We start from the raw sequence: 19,282 nt of genomic DNA on the forward strand, positions 1-19,282 counted from the left end.
TAGGCAGAACCCTTCGGGCAGCGCCTGTTTGGCATTGATGCTGCGTTATCGCCTATTTATGGGGAATAACCACACCACAAAGGCTCTGCCTTGCCTAAATACCAAACAGACTGCTGCAAATTCAATCTTGAAAGGTTAACAGACCCTAATAACATAAAAGACAAACATGACTAAAAAAACAGTAAAACCGCAAGGTGAGCGCACCGTAATGGGATTTGATTTTGGTACTAAGAGCATTGGTATTGCAATTGGTCAAGAATTGACAGGCAGCGCCACCAGCCTAAAGGCGGTGAAAGCTCAAGATGGCATCCCTAATTGGGATGACATTGCTGTACAGGTAAAAGAGTGGCAACCTGACTTAATGGTGGTTGGCTTACCGCTTAATATGGATGGCACCTCACAAGAGGTTACCTTTAAAGCCAAAAAGTTCGCCAATCGTTTGCATAATCATTACGGTATAGCGGTTCATACCCAAGATGAGCGCTTAACTACCGCTGATGCTAAAGCACGGTTGTTTGAACGTGGTGGTTATAAAAACTTAGGTAAAGGCAACGTAGATAATATGTCTGCGGTGATCATCCTAGAGAGCTTTTTTGAAGCCAGTTATGGCGAATAAATTGATTTAACAAAAAAGCGCCTAGGGCGCTTTTTTTATGTGTGGATTTTGACTAGGGTCTGTTAGTCTTTGCGGATTAATATTCGTTCAAACTAGGGACAATTCAATCGCGGCGCGAGGTTTGTAACCTAGTGGGTTCGATAATTGCTCCTACGTTATTCTACTGGCTTACATCCATGTAGGCAGCAACGAGTTAATTGTCCTTAAGTAATATTACCTTTATCATCAAGACCATCAATGGTTACACCTTGTAAAAAGCCTGCCCCTTGCTGCTCGTTATTACGCAGTTTTATCATTAAACGTAAATCATTTGGCGAGTCTGCATGATGAAGTGCATCGGCATAGTTAATCCGTTGCTGTCTGTAAAGCTCAAACAGCGCTTGGTCAAAGGTCTGCATGCCCATTTCTGTTGATTTGGCCATAGTTTCTTTAATAGCACCAATATTACCGTTTTTAATCAGCTCACTCACCATTGGCGTATTCAATAACACCTCTATAGCAGCAGCACGTCCCTCACCATCAGAGGTAGGGATAAGCTGCTGGGCAATAATAGCCCGTAAGTTTAATGCTAAATCATATTTAAGCTTATCGTGCTTCTCTTTTGGCACTAAGTGCATAATACGATCAATAGCTTGGTTAGCATTGTTAGCATGTAAGGTGGCAACACATAAATGACCTGTTTCTGCAAAGCTTAACGCATACTCCATAGTTTCTTGCGATCGAATTTCACCAATTAAAATAACATCAGGCGCTTGGCGTAAAGAGCTTTTTAGTGCTGACTCAAAACTTTCAGTATCTAAGCCCACTTCACGTTGAGTAATGATGCTTTTTTTATGTTCATGCACAAACTCAATTGGATCTTCTATAGTTAAAATATGCCCTCGTTGATTGCGATTTCTATAACCAATAAGCGCCGCCAAAGACGTTGATTTACCGGTTCCCGTACCACCAACAAATAATACCAGTCCGCGCTTTGACATAATCACATCCGTAAGTACTGAAGGCAATCCCAGCTCTTTTACATCAGGTATTTGGGTCACAATCCGGCGAATAACCATCCCCGCTCTGTCGCGTTGCCAAAAAGCCGAAATACGAAAGCGCCCTTCGCTGGTTGCAATTGCAAAGTTACACTCTTTGGTGCTATGAAACTCTGCCTTTTGCTTTTCACTCATCGCTGATTCAACTAATTCCAGCGCTTGCTCATCGGTTAGTTTGTCATCATTAAGAGGTATCAGCTCGCCATTAATTTTAGCGCTAATAGGCAGCTGGCTTGATACAAATAGATCAGAGCCTTTTTTGTCGATCATTATTTGTAAAAAGTGATTTAGAGATAAAGTCATAATAATTCCTTAAGCGCTAAACTGCGTCTTATCTTGTGCTTTTGTATACGCCGCAGAGTGAGTGATAATGCCTCTGTTAACAAGGTTTGTTAAACATTGATCCATGGTTTGCATGCCCTGCGACGCACCGGTTTGAATCGATGAGTACATTTGAGCAATTTTATCTTCACGAATTAAGTTACGAATAGCAGGCGTTGCCAACATGATTTCGTGTGCAGCCACTCGCCCTCCACCGACCTTCTTGATCAGTGTTTGTGAGATAACCGCACGCAATGATTCAGAAAGCATAGAGCGGATCATGTCTTTTTCTTCACCAGGGAATACATCAATAATACGGTCAATGGTTTTAGGTGCCGACGTGGTATGCAAAGTGCCAAACACTAAGTGACCAGTTTCAGCAGCAGTCATAGCAAGGCGAATAGTTTCTAGATCTCGTAACTCACCTACCAAAATAACATCAGGGTCTTCACGCAATGCACTTCGCAAGGCATTAGAAAAACTATGTGTATCGCGGTGAACTTCACGCTGGTTAATTAAGCTGAGTTTATTATCGTGCACAAATTCGATAGGATCTTCAATGGTCAGTACATGATGATGTTTATTTTGATTTATATAGTCCACCATGGCTGCGAGTGTAGTCGACTTACCTGAGCCTGTAGGGCCGGTAACTAATACTAAGCCTCGTGGGTTATCTGAAATTTGTTTGAATATTTCCGGCGCGCCCAAATCTTCAAGTGTCAATACATCACTCGGGATAGTACGAAACACGGCAGCAGGACCACGATTAGAGTTAAAGGCATTTACACGAAAACGTGCTAAATTAGGGACTTCAAAAGAAAAATCCACTTCGAGATTTTGTTCATAGTCCTTACGCTGGTTATCGTTCATAATGTCATAAACCAGACTGCTGACTTCTTTATCTCCAAGTGCTGGTATATTAATTCGTCGCACATCGCCATCAACACGTATCATAGGTGACACCCCTGATGATAAGTGCAAATCTGATGCTTTATGTTGCACACTAAATGCCAATAATTCGGTGATATCCATTTATGACTCCACAACTAACTGATAAATATATGGTTACAATAGCAGAACGACTCACATCCGCCTACGCTAGAATTGCAGAGGCAGCGCAAAATGCACAGCGCAATAGTAACGACATTACGTTACTTGCAGTATCTAAAACCAAACCCGTCTCTGATATTATGGCAGCATATGAGCAAGGGCAACGCCAATTTGGTGAATCTTATGTTCAAGAAGCTGTAGATAAAATAGCGCAACTAGCCACATTTAGCGATATTGTTTGGCATTTCATTGGCCCTATACAGTCAAATAAAAGCGCTTTGGTGGCTGCTAATTTTGACTGGGTACAAAGCGTCGACAGACTAAAAATAGCAAAACGCTTAAACGCTCAGCGTCCACAGGAAATGCCCGCTCTTAATGTACTGATACAAGTTAATATTAGCGCAGAAGATGCTAAATCAGGCTGTACCATAGAAGAGATTGACCAACTAGCGCAATTTATAAGTCAGTGTTCACAGTTAAAATTACGCGGACTAATGGCTATTCCTGCAAAAAGTAACGATGCTAACACGCAAATTCAATATTTTGAGCAATTACAAACTTGCTTTGATAAACTACAGACCCAATATCCTCATATAGATACGTTGTCGATGGGGATGAGTAACGATGTAGAGGCTGCCATAGCGGCAGGTTCAACCATGGTGAGGATCGGCACAGATATTTTTGGAACACGAACTTAAAAGGTGATAACAGACATATGTCAGATAAAAAAATCGCATTTATAGGCACAGGTAATATGAGCTACGCCATCATTGGTGGCATGGTAAAAAACGGCTTTAACGCAAACAATATTATTGCAACTAACCGCAACCAAGAAAAACTAGCCAAGGTAGCATCCGACTTTAAGGTGCAAACCACCAGTGACAATAACGAAGCTATGCGCGATGCAGATGTCATTGTTCTGTCTGTTAAACCACAAATGATGGGCGATTTATGCCAATCATTTCAAGATTCTGGTATCGACTTTAGTGATAAATTATTTATCTCAGTCGCTGCAGGCTTAACCGTTAAACGCTTACGTGAAATGCTTGGCCAAGATGTGAAAATGGTGCGTTGTATGCCAAATACACCGTCATTACTTGGCCGTGGTGTATCGGGCTTATATGGCGCTGGCGAAACGCAAAGCGAGCATGAATTTGTACAACAAGTATTTGAATGCACAGGCATTGTAGTGTGGGTAGAGCAAGAATCGCAAATTAACGATGTCATTGCTGTGACAGGCTCATCGCCAGCTTACTTTTTCTTATTTATGGAAGCGATTGAAGAAAAAGCGAAAGCACTTGGCTTTAATGATGAAGACGCGCGTCGCTTAGTACAGCAAACAGCGCTAGGCGCAGCTGAAATGGCACTTAGCCAACCAGATATTAGCATTTCGCAACTGCGCGCCAATGTAACCTCAAAAGGCGGTACCACGCATGCAGCTGTTGAGCATTTAAAAGCGCAAGGTTTAACCCAAACTGTGGGTGATGCAATGGATGCGTGTATTGCGCGTGCAGTGCAAATGGAACAAGAACTTTAAAACCATTTTTTATTGAAGGTTATACTATGAATGCCATGCAATTTTTAATTAGCACCTTGTTTGATCTATTTTTAATGGTGGTACTACTGCGTTTTTGGCTACAGTGGGCAAAAGCCGACTTTTACAACCCGATGAGCCAATTTGTGGTCAAAGCCACTTCGTTTGCAGTTAACCCGCTGCGAAAAATCATTCCAGGGCTAGGCGGGCTTGATTTAGCCTCTTTGTTGCTGGCATTTATAGTGGCTGCGGCAAAAATAAGTACATTAATGTGGCTTATTTATAGCTCTTGGGCTATTCAACCTGTGCTTATACAGGCACTAATAACTGTTTTAAAAGAAGGTTTAAATTTAGTATTTTGGGTGTTAATCATCCGCGCTATTTTAAGCTGGGTAAGCCAAGGCTATAACCCAATTGAAGCGGTATTCCATCAGCTTACTGAGCCAATGCTAAAGCCAATCCGTAAAATCTTACCGCCACTAGGGGGCTTAGACTTATCGGTATTGGTACTGATCATCGGCATTCAGTTTTTACAAATGCTGCTAATGGACCTTTTAGCGTAAGCACAACGTAATATAAAAGAGGCCTAGCGCCTCTTTTTTACATACTCAGGAGTTAACCATGCAACGTTTAATAAAGTTTTGTTTTATTGCTTGTCTCGCTTTAGCATTTAATGCACACAGCGCTCAAGAACAAGGCGCCCAATACAAAGAGCTAGGCCCTTGGCAAGTTCATTACATAGCCTTTCCATCAACGTTTATTCAACCGCAAATAGCTAAAGCCTATGACCTTGAGCGTAGTGGCTATAAAGGCATTGTTAATATTTCAATATTAAAAAATGATGCTGATAAAGCCGCTCAAAAAGCGACATTACAAGGTACCGCTAAAAACTTATTAGGTAACAAGCAAACCCTTAACTTTAAAGAAGTTGTTGAAGGCGATTCAATTTATTACCTAGCACAAGTAGATTACACCAACGAAGAGATTTTACGTTTTGAAATTGAAATCCAACAAGGTAATCAGTTTCAAACATTAAAGTTTAAGCAAAAATTTTACGTAGATTAAATATGACCAACACCTTAGTACTTGCAACCGGTAACCCCGGAAAAGTGAATGAGCTGGCTAACATGCTCAGCTCACTTAATATTAATGTTGTACCGCAAAGCGACTTTAATGTCAGTGACGTAGCCGAAACAGGCACCACGTTTGTAGAAAACGCGATAATTAAAGCGCGTCATGCGGCTAAAATTACGGGACTGCCTGCTATTGCAGATGATTCAGGCTTAGAAGTGGATGGCCTGAATGGCGCGCCAGGTGTTTACTCTGCTCGTTTTGCAGGAAATAGCGCAAGCGATCAAGATAATATCGATAAATTACTGGCTGATTTAGGCAACAACCCTAATCGCAGCGCTCGCTTTTGGTGTGTGTTGGTACTAATGCGTCATGCCGACGACCCTACTCCACTTATTTGCAGTGCTAGCTGGGAGGGCGAAATTACCCTTAGCCAACACGGTAAAGGTGGCTTTGGTTACGATCCTATCTTTTTTGTACCATCAGAAAATTGTACCAGTGCAGAGCTTACAAAAGAGCAGAAGAATGCACTAAGTCACCGTGGGCAAGCACTTAATAAATTACTACAAGAGTTACAACACAAAGGCGGCCTGTGAACCTTCCTCCACTGAGTTTATATGTGCACGTGCCTTGGTGCGTGCAAAAGTGCCCTTACTGCGACTTTAATAGCCACGGGCAAAAAGGTGACATCCCTGAAGCTGAATATGTACAGCACTTAATTGACGATTTAAAAGCTGATTTACACTTAGTACAAGGGCGAAAAATTCACAGTATTTTTATTGGCGGCGGCACGCCAAGCCTATTAACCGGCGCAGCATATACCCGTTTACTCAATGAAATCGATAACCTAATTGGTTTAAGCGATAACTGTGAAATAACCCTTGAAGCAAACCCGGGCACAGTCGAAACTGGCCGTTTTAAAGATTATGTAAAAGCAGGGATTAACCGTATCTCTATTGGCGTGCAAAGCATGCAAAATGATAAGTTAAAAGCCTTAGGCCGAATTCATGGTGCCGATGAAGCCTGTTATGCGGCACAACAAGCTACTGAAGCAGGGTTGAATAGCTTTAACCTTGATTTAATGCATGGCTTACCAGGGCAATCCCTCGATGACGCACTCTGTGATTTAAAACAAATCATTGCCCTGAGCCCACCACATATTTCTTGGTATCAGCTCACCATTGAGCCTAATACGCAATTTGCTTCAAAACCGCCCACGTTGCCACAAGATGAAACCTTATGGGATATTCAAGAACAAGGCCAAGCATTATTAGCACAAGCAGGCTATCAGCAATACGAAATATCAGGATATGCAAAACCGGGCTTTCAATGCCAACATAACTTGAATTATTGGCGGTTTGGCGATTATTTTGGTATTGGCTGTGGCGCCCATGGTAAGGTTACTGATGCGAAAACAGGGGTGATAACACGCACTGAAAAGGTTAAACACCCACGGGGCTACATGGACATTATTAAGCCCTACTTGTACAAAAGCTGGCAAGTAGAACAAGACGACTTAGCGTTTGAATTTTTTATGAATCGCTTTCGTTTAACAGAGCCATGCCCGATTGAAGACTACAGTGCACTGACTAATCAGCCATTACAAAGCCAACAAGCGGCTTTGAATAAAGCCGTTAACACAGGTTTATTAATAGAAAAAGACGGCCATTGGCAAGTAAGCCTTAAAGGCCATCGCTTTTTAAATGACCTGCTAGAATTGTTCGTATAACGCTTTTGGCGTTATGCGCATGTAAAGTAAATACATGAAAAATTAAAATACCCTAATGGGTTTCTAACAACAAAAGGGAAACGAATGCGTAAACTTACTCTAATTGCTGCCACGGTAAGCGTGGCACTGCTTGCAGGTTGCCAACAAGCAACACAACAATCAACGCCTGCACCTGCGGTTCAAGCTCAACCTGTACAAAGTGAAATTGATAAAGCGAATGCTTTTTTTGAAGACACTTTTAATCGTGATGTAATGAGCAGCCCAGTTTATCAAACCTACATGGGCATCAAAAAAGATTACGATAAATGGGATGACAACAGCGAAGAAAAAGCGCTTAAAGACTTGGCACAAACTAAAGCCGATTTGGTCACCCTCAACAGCATTGACCGTGCGCAATTAGATGCAGCTACTCAAGTAAGTTATGATTTAAAAAAGCAAGATTTAGAAGCCAGTATTGCTGATTTTAAATGGCGTTACCATAACTACCCAGTAAACCAAATGTTTGGTACGCACTCTATGGTGCCGGCTTTTTTAATTAACCAGCATCAAATTAGCAACGTAAAAGAAGCAAACGATTATATTGCTCGTTTAAATGGGGTACCGGGTGTATTCGATCAACTTATTACCGGCTTAGAAATTCGCGCCGATAAAAACATCATCGCGCCTAAATTTGTATTTCCACATGTGATTGATTCAAGCAAAAACATTATTAAAGGTGCACCGTTTGAACAAGGTGAAGATTCTACGCTATTAGCTGACTTTAAACGTAAAGTAAATGCATTAGAAATCGACCAAGCTGAAAAAGATGCACTTATTAGTAAAGCGACTGATGCATTAAAAACAGCAGTTAAACCTGCTTACTCTAAGTTAATTAACTACATTGCACAGCTAGAAAAGCGTGCTGATGACCGTGACGGTGCTTGGAAATTCCCTGATGGCGAAGCGTTTTACAATAACGCGCTTAAACGCACTACCACGACAGACCTTACAGCAAAAGAAATTCATGCCATTGGCCTTGCCGAAGTGTCACGTATTCATGATGAAATGCGTGCCATTAAAGATAAAGTTGGCTTTGAGGGCGACTTAAACGCTTTTATGCAGTTTATGAAAACCGACAAACAATTTTACCTTGCTAATACTGAAGCGGGTAAAGCGCAGTACCTAAGTGAAGCTAAAGGCTTAATTGATAACATGAAAACACGCTTAGATGAGCTGTTTATTGTAAAACCAAAAGCCGACATGATAGTAAAACGTGTTGAAGCTTTCCGTGAAAAAGCGGCAGGTAAAGCGTTTTATCAACAACCTGCGCCAGATGGTTCTCGCCCAGGTATTTACTACGCCAACCTCTATGACATGGAAGCAATGCCAACTTACCAAATGGAAGCTCTCGCTTACCATGAGGGTATTCCGGGTCATCACATGCAAATTGCTATTTCACAAGAGCTGGAAGGCGTGCCTAAGTTCCGTAAGTTTGGTGGTTACACAGCCTACATTGAAGGTTGGGGTTTATACTCAGAGTTACTACCAAAAGAAATGGGCCTTTACGAAGACCCGTATTCAGATTTTGGTCGTTTAGCTATGGAGTTATGGCGTGCCTGTCGTCTAGTGGTTGATACCGGTATTCACGCAATGAAGTGGACTCGCCAAGAAGGTATTGATTACTACGTTAACAACACTCCTAACGCCACTTCTGACGGTGTGAAAATGGTTGAGCGTCATATTGTAATGCCATCACAAGCAACGGCTTACAAAGTGGGTATGCTGAAAATTTTAGAACTACGTGAAGCGGCTAAAAAGCAGCTTGGCGACAAGTTTGATATTCGTCAGTTCCACGACGTAGTGCTTAAGAATGGCCCTGTACCATTGAACGTTCTAGAAAACTTTGTTGATGAGTGGGTTGCTAGCAAACAAGCTTAATTATCAAGTAACTACTTAAACATATAAAAGGTCGCAATTGCGGCCTTTTGTTTTATAAAGCAAAAAATTAAGCTAGGATAAAGTAGGTATTCAAGGAGAACAGAATGGATCTAAGCATACAGCTACTAAATGCGCGTATTAAACAACAACAGTTTGATGAGCTTGATAACGACTTTAAAAAGCTTACTGACGCTCAAAAAGTGATGCAGCTTAATTACCTGTTTGAAAGCGCGTTACGCATGAGTATTAAATACGATTTTATGCAAAACATTGCCGTGCGAATTTTAGCGAGCAATACGCCACCAGCGCCGTTTATTGAACAGCTAACCAGTTTAGATGCACTGAGCTTTTTTACTCCTGCGCTTAAATTAAATAAAGGCTTTATTAGTACAGATAGCCATGGCAATAACGTGTTACATAATGTGTTCAAGCACGCAGCGCCGAGTCAATTGCCTTTTAACTATGTTCGCTCGTTAATGTTATTTGAATCTAATGAAGAGTTACTGCATGCATTGGCGCAAATCAATCAGTACGGGCTCACTCCTGTGGCCAGCTATATCGTTTATGCACATAAGCCTAACATTCCGGTAAAGCATGAATTCTCAGCCTTACTGGCATTAATGGAAATAGAACAAAAACAAAATCCTAGAGCAAAATTACAATTGCTTGAGGCATTAAAAAACGACCCTCCAAGCGAAATTACCTTGCTATTAAGCGCCGCATATTTACAGCGCTCTACTGAACAAGTAGCGGCACTAATCTGATAAGTAATATTCTACGCTAGTAACCACGCGTACATTTTTAATTTGCGGTGTGTTTGAATCCCGATCGCTAATACTAAACTGCCCTTGGCGTGCGGTTTTAATTTTACCTAAAAGGGAGTTTGAATCTTTCGCAAATTTATTTGCTACTTCACGAGCTTTTTCTGTGGCTTCTTGCACCATGGCTGGCTTTATATCGTTAAGCCCAGTAAAAATATATTCAATACGAGTTTGATAGTTATCTTGCACTATGGCTATATTTTGTTTAGCTAACTGACTCACTTTACTCAGTGCGTTTTTAACTTTATCAGGGGCATTAGAGTAAACAATAATATTTGAGCTAATAACGTATCTAAACTTTTGATTGTCGTTCGCGTATTCACGCGCTTGCTTATCAATAATAGATTGAGTGCCTGTCGATATTTCCTCATCGTCAAAGCCATGTAGCTTTAAAAAGGCAATTACGGCATCGTTTTTTTGCTCAACTCGCTCAACAAGCTTTTCAAGGTTGTTATCGGCGTCATTAAACTGCAGCGGCCAAATAACAGTATCAGCGACCACTTCACGCTCTGCTAAACCTTTTACCTGAACAGTGCGCTCCATGCCTTTAATATCAAGTGCGGCTCCTTTGATGATAAAGCCCAATGCAATTAAGCCGATGCTTAAACAAACTGCTGCCATAACAACGGTTACATTCGATATTTTATTCACTTCACTCTCCTTGATTAGGGTCTGTTGACCTTTGCGGATTAAAACTTGTTCAAACTAGGGGCGATTTAATCGCGGCGCGAGGTTTGTAACCTAGTGGGCTAAGTAAAAACCGAGCAACAAAGAGTAAATCGCCCCTAGGCAGAACCCTTCGGGCAGCGCCTGTTTGGCATTTATGCTGCGTTATCGCCTATTTATGGGGAATAACCACACCACATAGGCTCTGCCTTGCCTAAATACCAAACAGACTGCTGCAAGTTTAACCTTGAAAGGTCAACAGACCCTAATATCAATAATAAGCATGTTCACGCTCGAAAAAACACAATAAACAGGTTACATTGAGACAGTACAGAACGCAAAACTTAATCAGCCAAGGAAACGCAATGAGTCTAAAACGTATTAACCAGTTTTTTAACCCAAGCTCTGTCGCTGTTATTGGGGCATCAAACACCGCCACTCGCGCGGGTAATGTGGTAATGCGTAACTTACTGCAAGGTGGCTTTAAGGGGCCTATTATGCCCGTTACCCCAAATCATACAGCGGTACACGGCGTATTGGCTTACCCCAGTATTGAAGCCTTACCTAAAGTGCCTGATTTAGCCGTTATCTGTACCAATAAAAACACCTTAATGAAAATTATTGAGCAGCTAGGTACGCTTGGCTGTCATAGTGCCATTATTATTGCGGATGGCTTAACCACAGTTCAAAAAAAGGCACTCAAAGAGAGCGCAGCTAAGCATAAAGTCACCCTGCTTGGCTCAAATTGTTTAGGGTTACTTATTCCGCATATAGGCTTAAATGCAAGCTTTTCTCATACTGTTGCCACGCCAGGTAAACTGGCTTTTGTATCGCAATCTGCAGCAGTTTGCTCAACTATTCTTGATTGGGCAAAAAATAAAGAAATTGGCTTTTCATACTTTGTATCTATGGGGGATTGTTTAGATATTGAGTTTGACGAAATACTCGACTTTTTAGGCCGTGATGCTAAAACAAAAGCCATCTTACTGTACATCGATAATATTGATGATATCCGCAGCTTTATTTCTGCCGCTCGAGCAGCCGCATTTTCTAAACCTGTTATTGCTATTAAAACTGGCAGAACCAGCGCAGGGGCTCTCGCCGCTGAAATACACACCGGCGGAAAGCAAAGCTCAGATGCGGTATATGATGCCATGTTTCAACGCGCGGGTATGCTAAGAGTAAACGACTTACGTGAGCTCTTTGCCGCCACCCAAACCTTGGCTATGCATCCTAAGTTACTGCAAGTAGAGCAACTTACCATATTAACCAATGGTGGCGGCCCTGGAGTGATGGCTGTTGATGAACTCATTCAAAGCTCAGGAAAACTTGCTCAGCTCAGTGATGAAACTCGCGAAGCACTTAATAAAGTGATCCCGCATTCAGACACCGCTGCCAATCCGGTCGATATTTTTGGCGATTCTGCGCCAGTGCGTTATAAGCATGCGTTAGAAATATTACTAAATGCTAAAGAAGTTAAAAACTTACTGATCATCCACACTCCATCAGCTTTGGCCCCAAGTGAAAATTACGCTCAGGTTATTGTTGAGGCACTAAATAAATTACCGAAAATGGCACGCCCGTATGTAATTACTAATTTTATGGGAGAAGATGCTGCTTTTGCTGCAAGACGCATCTGCGCTAATAACGCCATCCCTACCTATCGTACCCCAGAAGGGGCGGTAGGCGCCTTTATGCACTTAGTAAGCTACCGTCGTAATCAAAAGCATTTAACTCAAACGCCAGAATCAAATACTGACGATGCAACTATTAATAAAGCAGCAGCGAAAGCGACTATAAAAGAGTTTTTAAATGATGAACAACATTACTTATCAACCCATCAAGCAAGTCATATTTTAAGTAGTTACGGCATTGATTGTATTCAAACTGAAGTTGCCTACACTCCAACCGAAGCCAAAGAGCAAGCAATAGAGCTGGGCTTTCCAGTGGCATTGAAATTGATTAGCCCCAGTATTCCCTCTAAGTCTGAAGTCGGCGGTGTCGTACTAAACCTCAATGATGCGCAAGAGGTAGAGCAAACCGCATTTGCCATGCTGTTAAGAATAAAGAACACCTACCCTGATGCCATAATTGATGGTTTTTCATTACAAAAAATGGCACCTCGAGCGGGAGCTAACGAGCTGCGTATAGCCATTAAAACAGAGCCTAATTTTGGGCCGGTTATTTTATTAGGTGAAGCCGGTACAGGGCTTGAATATGCACAAGCCGCAGTCGCTTTGCCACCACTGAATATGAACCTAGCTAAATATTTAATTGCCGCCGCCCATGATAAAGGAGTACTTAAAGATCGTGTTCTGCCAGAAAAAGTAGATAAATATCGCTTGTGTTCACTACTAACTCGAATTTCTCAATTGGTCGTAGATCAACCGGATATCACCTCGTTAGAGCTAAATCCTATTCTAGCTAGTAATGGCCAGTTTTTAGTACTTGATGCCACCATGAATTTGAATCAGTATCAGGCTCAAGCACATCGAAAACGTTTATCTATTCGTCCTTACCCTATTGAACTAGTTGAACAAGTCACTTTAAAAAATAATACCTTAGCAACGCTCAGACCAATCAAACCTGAAGATGAGCAAGCACATCAAGCGTTTGACCAGTCATTAACTAAAGAAGATAGGTATAAACGCTTTTTTGGTGAGTTACCACAATTTAACCACGATCAACTCGCGAAAATGACGCAAATTGATTACGACCGCGAAATGGCGTTTATTGTTACCCAAACACAAGACGAGCAACAGCACACCCTAGGGGTTTCTCGAGTGATTATGGACCCAGATAACTTACAAGCAGAGTTTGCTATTGTAGTACGTTCTGATTGCCAAGGGCTTGGATTAGGGCGTATTTTAATGAATGCAGCAATTTCTCATTGTAAGCGCCAAGGGGTAAAAACCGTTGAGGGGATCACCCTACCTGAAAACACTGGCATGATTGAGCTGGCTCGTAAACTCGGATTTAAAATTAGTCGTGATTTTGAAGAAGGCAGTATCAATATGTTACTCACATTATAATAATTATTATGCAGAAACTTAGACAAACCATCAACCAAGTATTTGAGTCTTCAGGTAAGTACCAACGGGCCGGTCACTTTTTAGATGCCCTACTAATCACTATTATTATGATAAATGTGGTGGCCATCGTACTCGAATCAGTCCACAGCATTGCCACTGAGTACTACAACGAATTTTTAATGTTAGAGCTGGTATCGGTTGCCATATTTAGTGCTGAATACCTAATACGTGCTTGGACCTGTGTAGATAGAGTAAAATACGCCTCTATGGATTGCTCCAATACACAAAAGCGGATCCGCTATATTTTATCACCACTGGCTATCATCGATTTAATCGCCATTTTGCCAAGCCTATTAATGTTTTTCTTTGCTTTAGACTTACGTTTTTTACGCGTACTACGTTTATTAAGAGTATTTAAGCTCACTCGTTATTCACGGGCAATGCAACTGTTATTACAGGCATTTATTGATGAATCAAGTTCATTGTTGGCTGCATTTTTTATTATGGCAGTAGTACTTATTTTAGCTTCATGCGGTATTTATTTATTAGAACATGACATTCAACCAGACAAGTTTGGCTCAATTCCGGCCGCAATGTGGTGGGCAATGGCAACACTTACGACTGTAGGCTATGGTGATGTTGTGCCAATAACACCCATTGGTAAGCTGTTTGGTGGTGTTATCACTCTAGTAAGCATGGGCATGGTGGCTATACCCACAGGTTTATTAGCATCGAGCTTTTCAGAGCAGGTTCGTAAACGTCGTCAGTTATTTGAAGATGCCACTCATGAGCAAATAACCGATGGTAAACTCTCCGACGAGCAATTACATCACCTTGAAGATCTTCGCTACAAACTTGGATTAAGTAAGTTAGAGGCTAATAAAGCGATAAAAGCGGAGCTTAATAAACGCAGCTCACACTTGTTTTGTCGCCATTGTGGTAAGCGCCCTTAATAAAATAATGTAATAAACGGCGCTTTAAGCTTGTGAGAATACAGGGTGCCAATCGCGCTCAATGAGCTCAAGTACTTGCTCTTTAGGAACAGCTTTACTAAATAAGTACCCTTGGAAATAGCTGCAACCTTGAGCTTTTAAGAAGGCCAGTTGATGTGCGCTTTCAACCCCCTCAGCAATACACTCTTTACCTAAACTGCTGGCTAAAGTCAGAGTGGATTGAATAATCGCTTCATTATCCGAATCAATACCAATATCTTGCACAAAGCTCCGATCAATTTTTAATACATCGATGGGGAAACGTTTTAAATACGTTAATGAAGCATAACCTGTCCCAAAGTCATCCATGTATAGCTTACATCCGAGCTGCTTTAGTGCATCCATATTTTTAAGTGCATAGTCTGAGTCTCGCATTAAAATAGACTCTGTTATTTCAAACACAATAGCCTCGGGCGGCAGCGCTGCATTATTTAGTGCTTGGCGAATTTCAGGTATAAGCTCAGCAAACTCAAAATCAAGTGCCGATAAATTAATTGATAAATATAAATCGGGATTCACCTTGCGCCAACGCACCAACTGTACAAGTGCTCTTTTAAATGTTTGCAGCATAATTTTGGTAATTAAACCAATATTTTCAGCCACATTTGCAAACTCTTGAGTACTGGCTAGTTGATTCTCAGGCCAACGTAGTAATACCTCAAAGCCCTCAGTTTTTTGTGTAGATGTACTAATTATAGGTTGATAATAATTACAAAACTCGTGCTCGTGATACGCTTTGATCAATTGCGACTCTAAATGCAGGGCCCTTTCAACTCTTTGATTCATTTCTTGTTTATAGAACTTGTAACACCCTTCTAAACCATCTTTAGCATAATAGAGCGCCACATTTGATGCTTTTAACAGCGCCTTGTAATGCGCAGCGTCATCAGGGAAAAGCGCCACACCAATACTAAGGTGCACATTTACATTTTGGCTATTCATAGCAATGTCTATACTCACGCAATCCATAAGCTTGGTGCATATAAGTAATACTTCTTCTATTTGCTGAATGTCTTCAACTAAAATAACAAATTCATCACCACCTAAACGCGCTATGCTATCACAGGGGCGTAATGCTGTTTTTAAGCGGTTTGCCACCAGCTTAATGATTTCATCGGCGTTTTCTGTACCAAATGAGTCATTAAAGTATTTAAAGCGTTTTATATTTACATGTAATAGAGCGACTTTGCTGTTATGACGACGCGCTTGATCTATGGCATGCACAGCTCGGTCATTAAACAAGGTTCTATTTGGCAAGCCCGTTAATGAATCGTAATTAGTTAATAGATGCAGCTCGTTCTCAGCTGACTTTTGCGCATGAATATCCGTTAAAATAACCACATAGCTACTCAACCTTTTACTTTCATCCGCTACAGCGCTTATTTTTACTAGCACATGACGCTGCTCTTTATTAGCCAGTACCACAGTGTCTTCACATGAGAAGTGCTCGCCTACTTCAAGCTTTTGCATAATGCGTAAATAATCAAAATAGCTACTGCGAGTCAAACCTAAATTAAGCGAGCGAGTTGAACGAGGCTCTGCCGATACAGCAAAAGCCGTTTGCAGCGACTTATTTGAAGCACGTATGTTAAAGTTTTTATCTAAAATAAATACCCAATCTCGGGTTTGTTCAAACGCGGCGGTAAATAATCGAGCGTGTTCTTCAAACACCATTTCGCGTGTCATATTAGTATACGTACCCGCTACTTTTTGCGGTGTTGTTTCATCCCATTCAACCACTTTGCCAAAGTCTTTGTACCAGCGCCAATGACCTTTGGCATGACGTAGTCGGTAAGTACAGTTAAAGTATCCTTTGTCGGTTGATAAAAATTCTAACCACTCCAACCTAAAAATGGCACGCTCTTGTGGATGAACTTTATCTAAGTAGTCATCTAAACTGACTGAGTCGTCTTCATAACCTAACTCGTTGACCAATCTAGGCTGATAAATATTTAACTGACTCGCTTGCCAATCCCAAACACCCGACTCACTTCCCTCTAGCGCCAGCTTTAAACGTGCCTCGCTATCTTGGCTTTCTTTGTGTGCGGCTAATAAAATACGCTGTATTTTATTACGTCTCATTACCCAAGCTGTCACTATTGTGAATAACAAAATAGCATAAAGTGCTAAAAAGTAAGGGGCGCGCCATAATGGGTATTTCACTTTAATATTTAACGTCGCTGGCGGGGTATAGTCACCCGTCAACGGATCCTTTGCCCAGACTTTTAACTGATAGCTACCGGGGTTTAATTTAGGAAACACCACGCGATTATTACGGGTATAACTTTTTTTACCTTTGTCGAGCTGATATTCGTAAATAATACGTTCTTGAAAGCTAAATGACATCGCTGAAAATGCAATTTCAAGCCCTATATCATCATGATTTAAAGTAATATTTTTTAATGGCTGTTGTAAGTTAAGCGACAAGTCTCGAGACATTAAGTTAATGCGAGTTATGTTGACGTGATCTAACAAACCTTGGCTATTTTTATTCTCTTTAGGGTCAAAGTAAGTAAAGCCTTTAAGGCTACCATAGGCAATTCGTCCGTCATTTAATTTGGCCATAGCACCACTATTAAATTCAGCAGAAAGCACTCCATCTGATGTAGTAAATTGCTGAAAATGGATGGTGCTCGGGTTTAATCTCCATATTCCTTTATGACTACTCATCCAAATCATTCCCTCTTCATCAAGCACCATATCGTATAATAGTGTGCCTAATTTATTTTTATCTAAATCAATGGTATGTACTAATTCATAGCTATTGGCATCAATTCCAATCAAACCAAAGTTAGATAAAGAAAGCCACAGAATCCCTTGCCTATCTTCAACATACGAAAGAATGCTCACTGCAACATTGTCATGGTGTTTAGGTACTTTATAAAGGGTGTTTAAACTGCGCTCATCCGGGTTAAATTGGTATAACACTCCACCGCTAAAAAATAACGGCCTCTGCGGCTTTGAGGGTAATGGCGGTAAAAAGCCATAGGCTAAAAACGGGTCAAATTGAGAAAACTCGCCCTTTAATGGAGTTAGCACCTGGCTATCAACATTATATTTAAACATGCCATGATCAGGGTGAACAAAATATAAATCACCATTTTCTAGCAAGGTAATACCATGCATCCAATCGTTTATAAATATTTGGTTTTTGGGGCTGGCAGTTTTAGGTTGGGTAAGCTGCTGGGTTTGCGGGTCAAAAATAAACAGTCCTCGGTTTGAGTGTAACCAGAGTTTATTTTTATAAGGCATAATTTTGAAAACGGTAAATTCTGTGGTTAGTAAATCAACTTTATAATCTTTTAAATACACCCTTGAGGTGTTATTTTTTATATCAACAGCCGTTAAACCGTTATGAGTACCTAGCCATAACTTATCTTGAAATTGTTTAATTGCCCAGACTGAGTGATGTGAAAATCCATCCCCTCCTAAAGCACTGCCCTCTACATTATAAAATTTATAGTTGTCACCCGATAAATAAAAAGCACCATCAGTTTTAGTCGCAAGCCACATACCACCTGATTTATCTTTTACCATATCAATAATACTGGTATCGGCAAGCGTGTATTTACTTTGTTGAATGCGTTTATTTTTAACCACTATTTTGGTAGTTAAATTAAAACTAAGCAGGCCTTTATCGGTTGCTAAATCAACAATCCCTTGCTGATTATCAATATCCCAAACATTCAAGTCAGCCAGTAGCTTTTCACTTGTAAATGCCTGCTCACTATTATTAAACAATGTCTCTATATTACTAATATCAACAGCATATAAGCCTTTAACAGCTCCAACCAATAACTGATTACTATCACCCAGTGCAAATGACTTCACATTGTTTTGATAGATGTGTACATCGGTTTCGCTTAAATGCTCTAGGGGGCGTACTTGTTGCGTTGCAATATTAAATACATAAGCACCATCTGTACTGCCAATAAAGATATAGCCATTGTAATGAAACAAGGTACGTACAAACGCATTTTCAAATTGCTCAGGTAGCTTAAATAAAGGAGTAATAGAGCCACTGGCTATATCAAGTTTTGCAAACACTCTGCCTTGACCAACCCACAAGGATTTATCATCTGTGGCTAACATGGTAAAAACAGACTGCTGAAGAATTTGCTCTTCTGTAACTGGTTTTTTTAAATACTGCTGATAGGTATCTGTTTGCGGGTCATACCTAAAAAGCCCTGCTAATAAGGAAGCAATCCAAATTTGCCCTTCTGGATCTTGGTATATGCGATCAATAATGGCTTCTTCTAACTCACCATTTGGGCCATTAATTGGAATAACCTGATAGCCGTCGTAGCGATTTAACCCTCCTTCGGTAGAGAGCCATAAATAGCCATTATTATCGATAAGCATAGTATTAACGTAACTTTGAGATAACCCTTCGCTTGGTGATAGCCGTTTTACTTGCGCTGTTGCAGCAACGCTAATGAGCATAAATAGCACAAACATGGCTGTGATAAACCTATTAATACTGATGCCCATGTGTT

15 protein-coding genes are annotated in these 19,282 nt (G+C 40.8%); 11 read left to right on the top strand and 4 right to left on the bottom strand.

Features of this window, described 5'->3' with window-relative positions; all coding sequences use genetic code 11:
• Positions 1 to 166 precede the first annotated feature (166 nt).
• Positions 167 to 616, top strand: coding sequence for a Holliday junction resolvase RuvX (gene ruvX, locus CWB75_RS00005; protein WP_013465849.1), 450 nt, complete (start codon positions 167 to 169; stop codon positions 614 to 616).
• 203 nt (positions 617 to 819) lie between these two features.
• On the opposite strand, the gene CWB75_RS00010 is transcribed toward ruvX, so the two are convergent.
• Entirely contained in the window at positions 820 to 1,956 is a 1,137-nt protein-coding gene (locus tag CWB75_RS00010; RefSeq protein WP_138569543.1) for a PilT/PilU family type 4a pilus ATPase, read from the bottom strand.
• A 9-nt stretch (positions 1,957 to 1,965) separates the two neighbouring features.
• Positions 1,966 to 3,006, bottom strand: a complete 1,041-nt coding sequence (locus tag CWB75_RS00015; RefSeq protein WP_010391590.1) for a type IV pilus twitching motility protein PilT — start codon at positions 3,004 to 3,006, stop codon at positions 1,966 to 1,968.
• Between the two features lie 2 nt (positions 3,007 to 3,008).
• Between CWB75_RS00015 and CWB75_RS00020 the strand changes: the two genes are divergently transcribed.
• The 8 genes from CWB75_RS00020 (at position 3,009) to CWB75_RS00055 (ending at position 10,039) form a co-directional block, all read left to right on the top strand.
• Positions 3,009 to 3,722, top strand: a complete 714-nt coding sequence (locus tag CWB75_RS00020; RefSeq protein ID WP_138569544.1) for a YggS family pyridoxal phosphate-dependent enzyme — start codon at positions 3,009 to 3,011, stop codon at positions 3,720 to 3,722.
• 17 nt (positions 3,723 to 3,739) lie between these two features.
• Entirely contained in the window at positions 3,740 to 4,561 is an 822-nt protein-coding gene (gene proC, locus CWB75_RS00025) for a pyrroline-5-carboxylate reductase (RefSeq protein ID WP_010391593.1), read from the top strand.
• Positions 4,562 to 4,587: 26 nt separating this feature from the next.
• Entirely contained in the window at positions 4,588 to 5,121 is a 534-nt protein-coding gene (locus CWB75_RS00030) for a YggT family protein (protein ID WP_008113334.1), read from the top strand.
• A 58-nt stretch (positions 5,122 to 5,179) separates the two neighbouring features.
• Positions 5,180 to 5,623, top strand: a complete 444-nt coding sequence (locus tag CWB75_RS00035; RefSeq protein ID WP_054201912.1) for a DUF4426 domain-containing protein — start codon at positions 5,180 to 5,182, stop codon at positions 5,621 to 5,623.
• A gap of 2 nt (positions 5,624 to 5,625) precedes the next feature.
• On the top strand, positions 5,626 to 6,225 hold the full coding sequence (locus CWB75_RS00040; RefSeq protein WP_138569545.1) for an XTP/dITP diphosphatase: 600 nt from the start codon (positions 5,626 to 5,628) through the stop codon (positions 6,223 to 6,225).
• The gene (gene hemW / locus CWB75_RS00045) at positions 6,222 to 7,358 is read left to right on the top strand and encodes a radical SAM family heme chaperone HemW (RefSeq protein WP_138569546.1); all 1,137 of its coding nucleotides are present in this window, start codon (positions 6,222 to 6,224) and stop codon (positions 7,356 to 7,358) included. The genes CWB75_RS00040 and hemW overlap by 4 nt, the downstream gene beginning before the upstream one ends.
• An 84-nt stretch (positions 7,359 to 7,442) precedes the next feature.
• Positions 7,443 to 9,275 (top strand): DUF885 domain-containing protein, encoded by a 1,833-nt coding sequence (locus tag CWB75_RS00050; protein ID WP_008113341.1) that lies wholly within the window; start codon positions 7,443 to 7,445, stop codon positions 9,273 to 9,275.
• 104 nt (positions 9,276 to 9,379) lie between these two features.
• Positions 9,380 to 10,039, top strand: a complete 660-nt coding sequence (locus CWB75_RS00055) for a hypothetical protein (RefSeq protein WP_138569547.1) — start codon at positions 9,380 to 9,382, stop codon at positions 10,037 to 10,039.
• On the opposite strand, the gene CWB75_RS00060 is transcribed toward CWB75_RS00055, so the two are convergent.
• Entirely contained in the window at positions 10,031 to 10,747 is a 717-nt protein-coding gene (locus CWB75_RS00060) for an SIMPL domain-containing protein (RefSeq protein ID WP_075169840.1), read from the bottom strand. The genes CWB75_RS00055 and CWB75_RS00060 overlap by 9 nt on opposite strands.
• A 380-nt stretch (positions 10,748 to 11,127) precedes the next feature.
• On the opposite strand from CWB75_RS00060, the gene CWB75_RS00065 reads away from it, so the two are divergent.
• Positions 11,128 to 13,794, top strand: a complete 2,667-nt coding sequence (locus tag CWB75_RS00065; protein ID WP_109874123.1) for a bifunctional acetate--CoA ligase family protein/GNAT family N-acetyltransferase — start codon at positions 11,128 to 11,130, stop codon at positions 13,792 to 13,794.
• A gap of 8 nt (positions 13,795 to 13,802) precedes the next feature.
• Positions 13,803 to 14,747, top strand: coding sequence for an ion transporter (locus CWB75_RS00070; protein WP_008113346.1), 945 nt, complete (start codon positions 13,803 to 13,805; stop codon positions 14,745 to 14,747).
• Positions 14,748 to 14,771: 24 nt separating this feature from the next.
• Here the strand turns inward: CWB75_RS00070 and CWB75_RS00075 are convergent, their stop codons facing one another.
• Positions 14,772 to 19,277 (bottom strand): EAL domain-containing protein, encoded by a 4,506-nt coding sequence (locus CWB75_RS00075; protein WP_138569548.1) that lies wholly within the window; start codon positions 19,275 to 19,277, stop codon positions 14,772 to 14,774.
• Positions 19,278 to 19,282 lie beyond the last annotated feature (5 nt).

The sequence above is a fragment of the Pseudoalteromonas sp. S1608 genome, from assembly GCF_005887265.1.
GTDB lineage: Bacteria > Pseudomonadota > Gammaproteobacteria > Enterobacterales > Alteromonadaceae > Pseudoalteromonas > Pseudoalteromonas undina.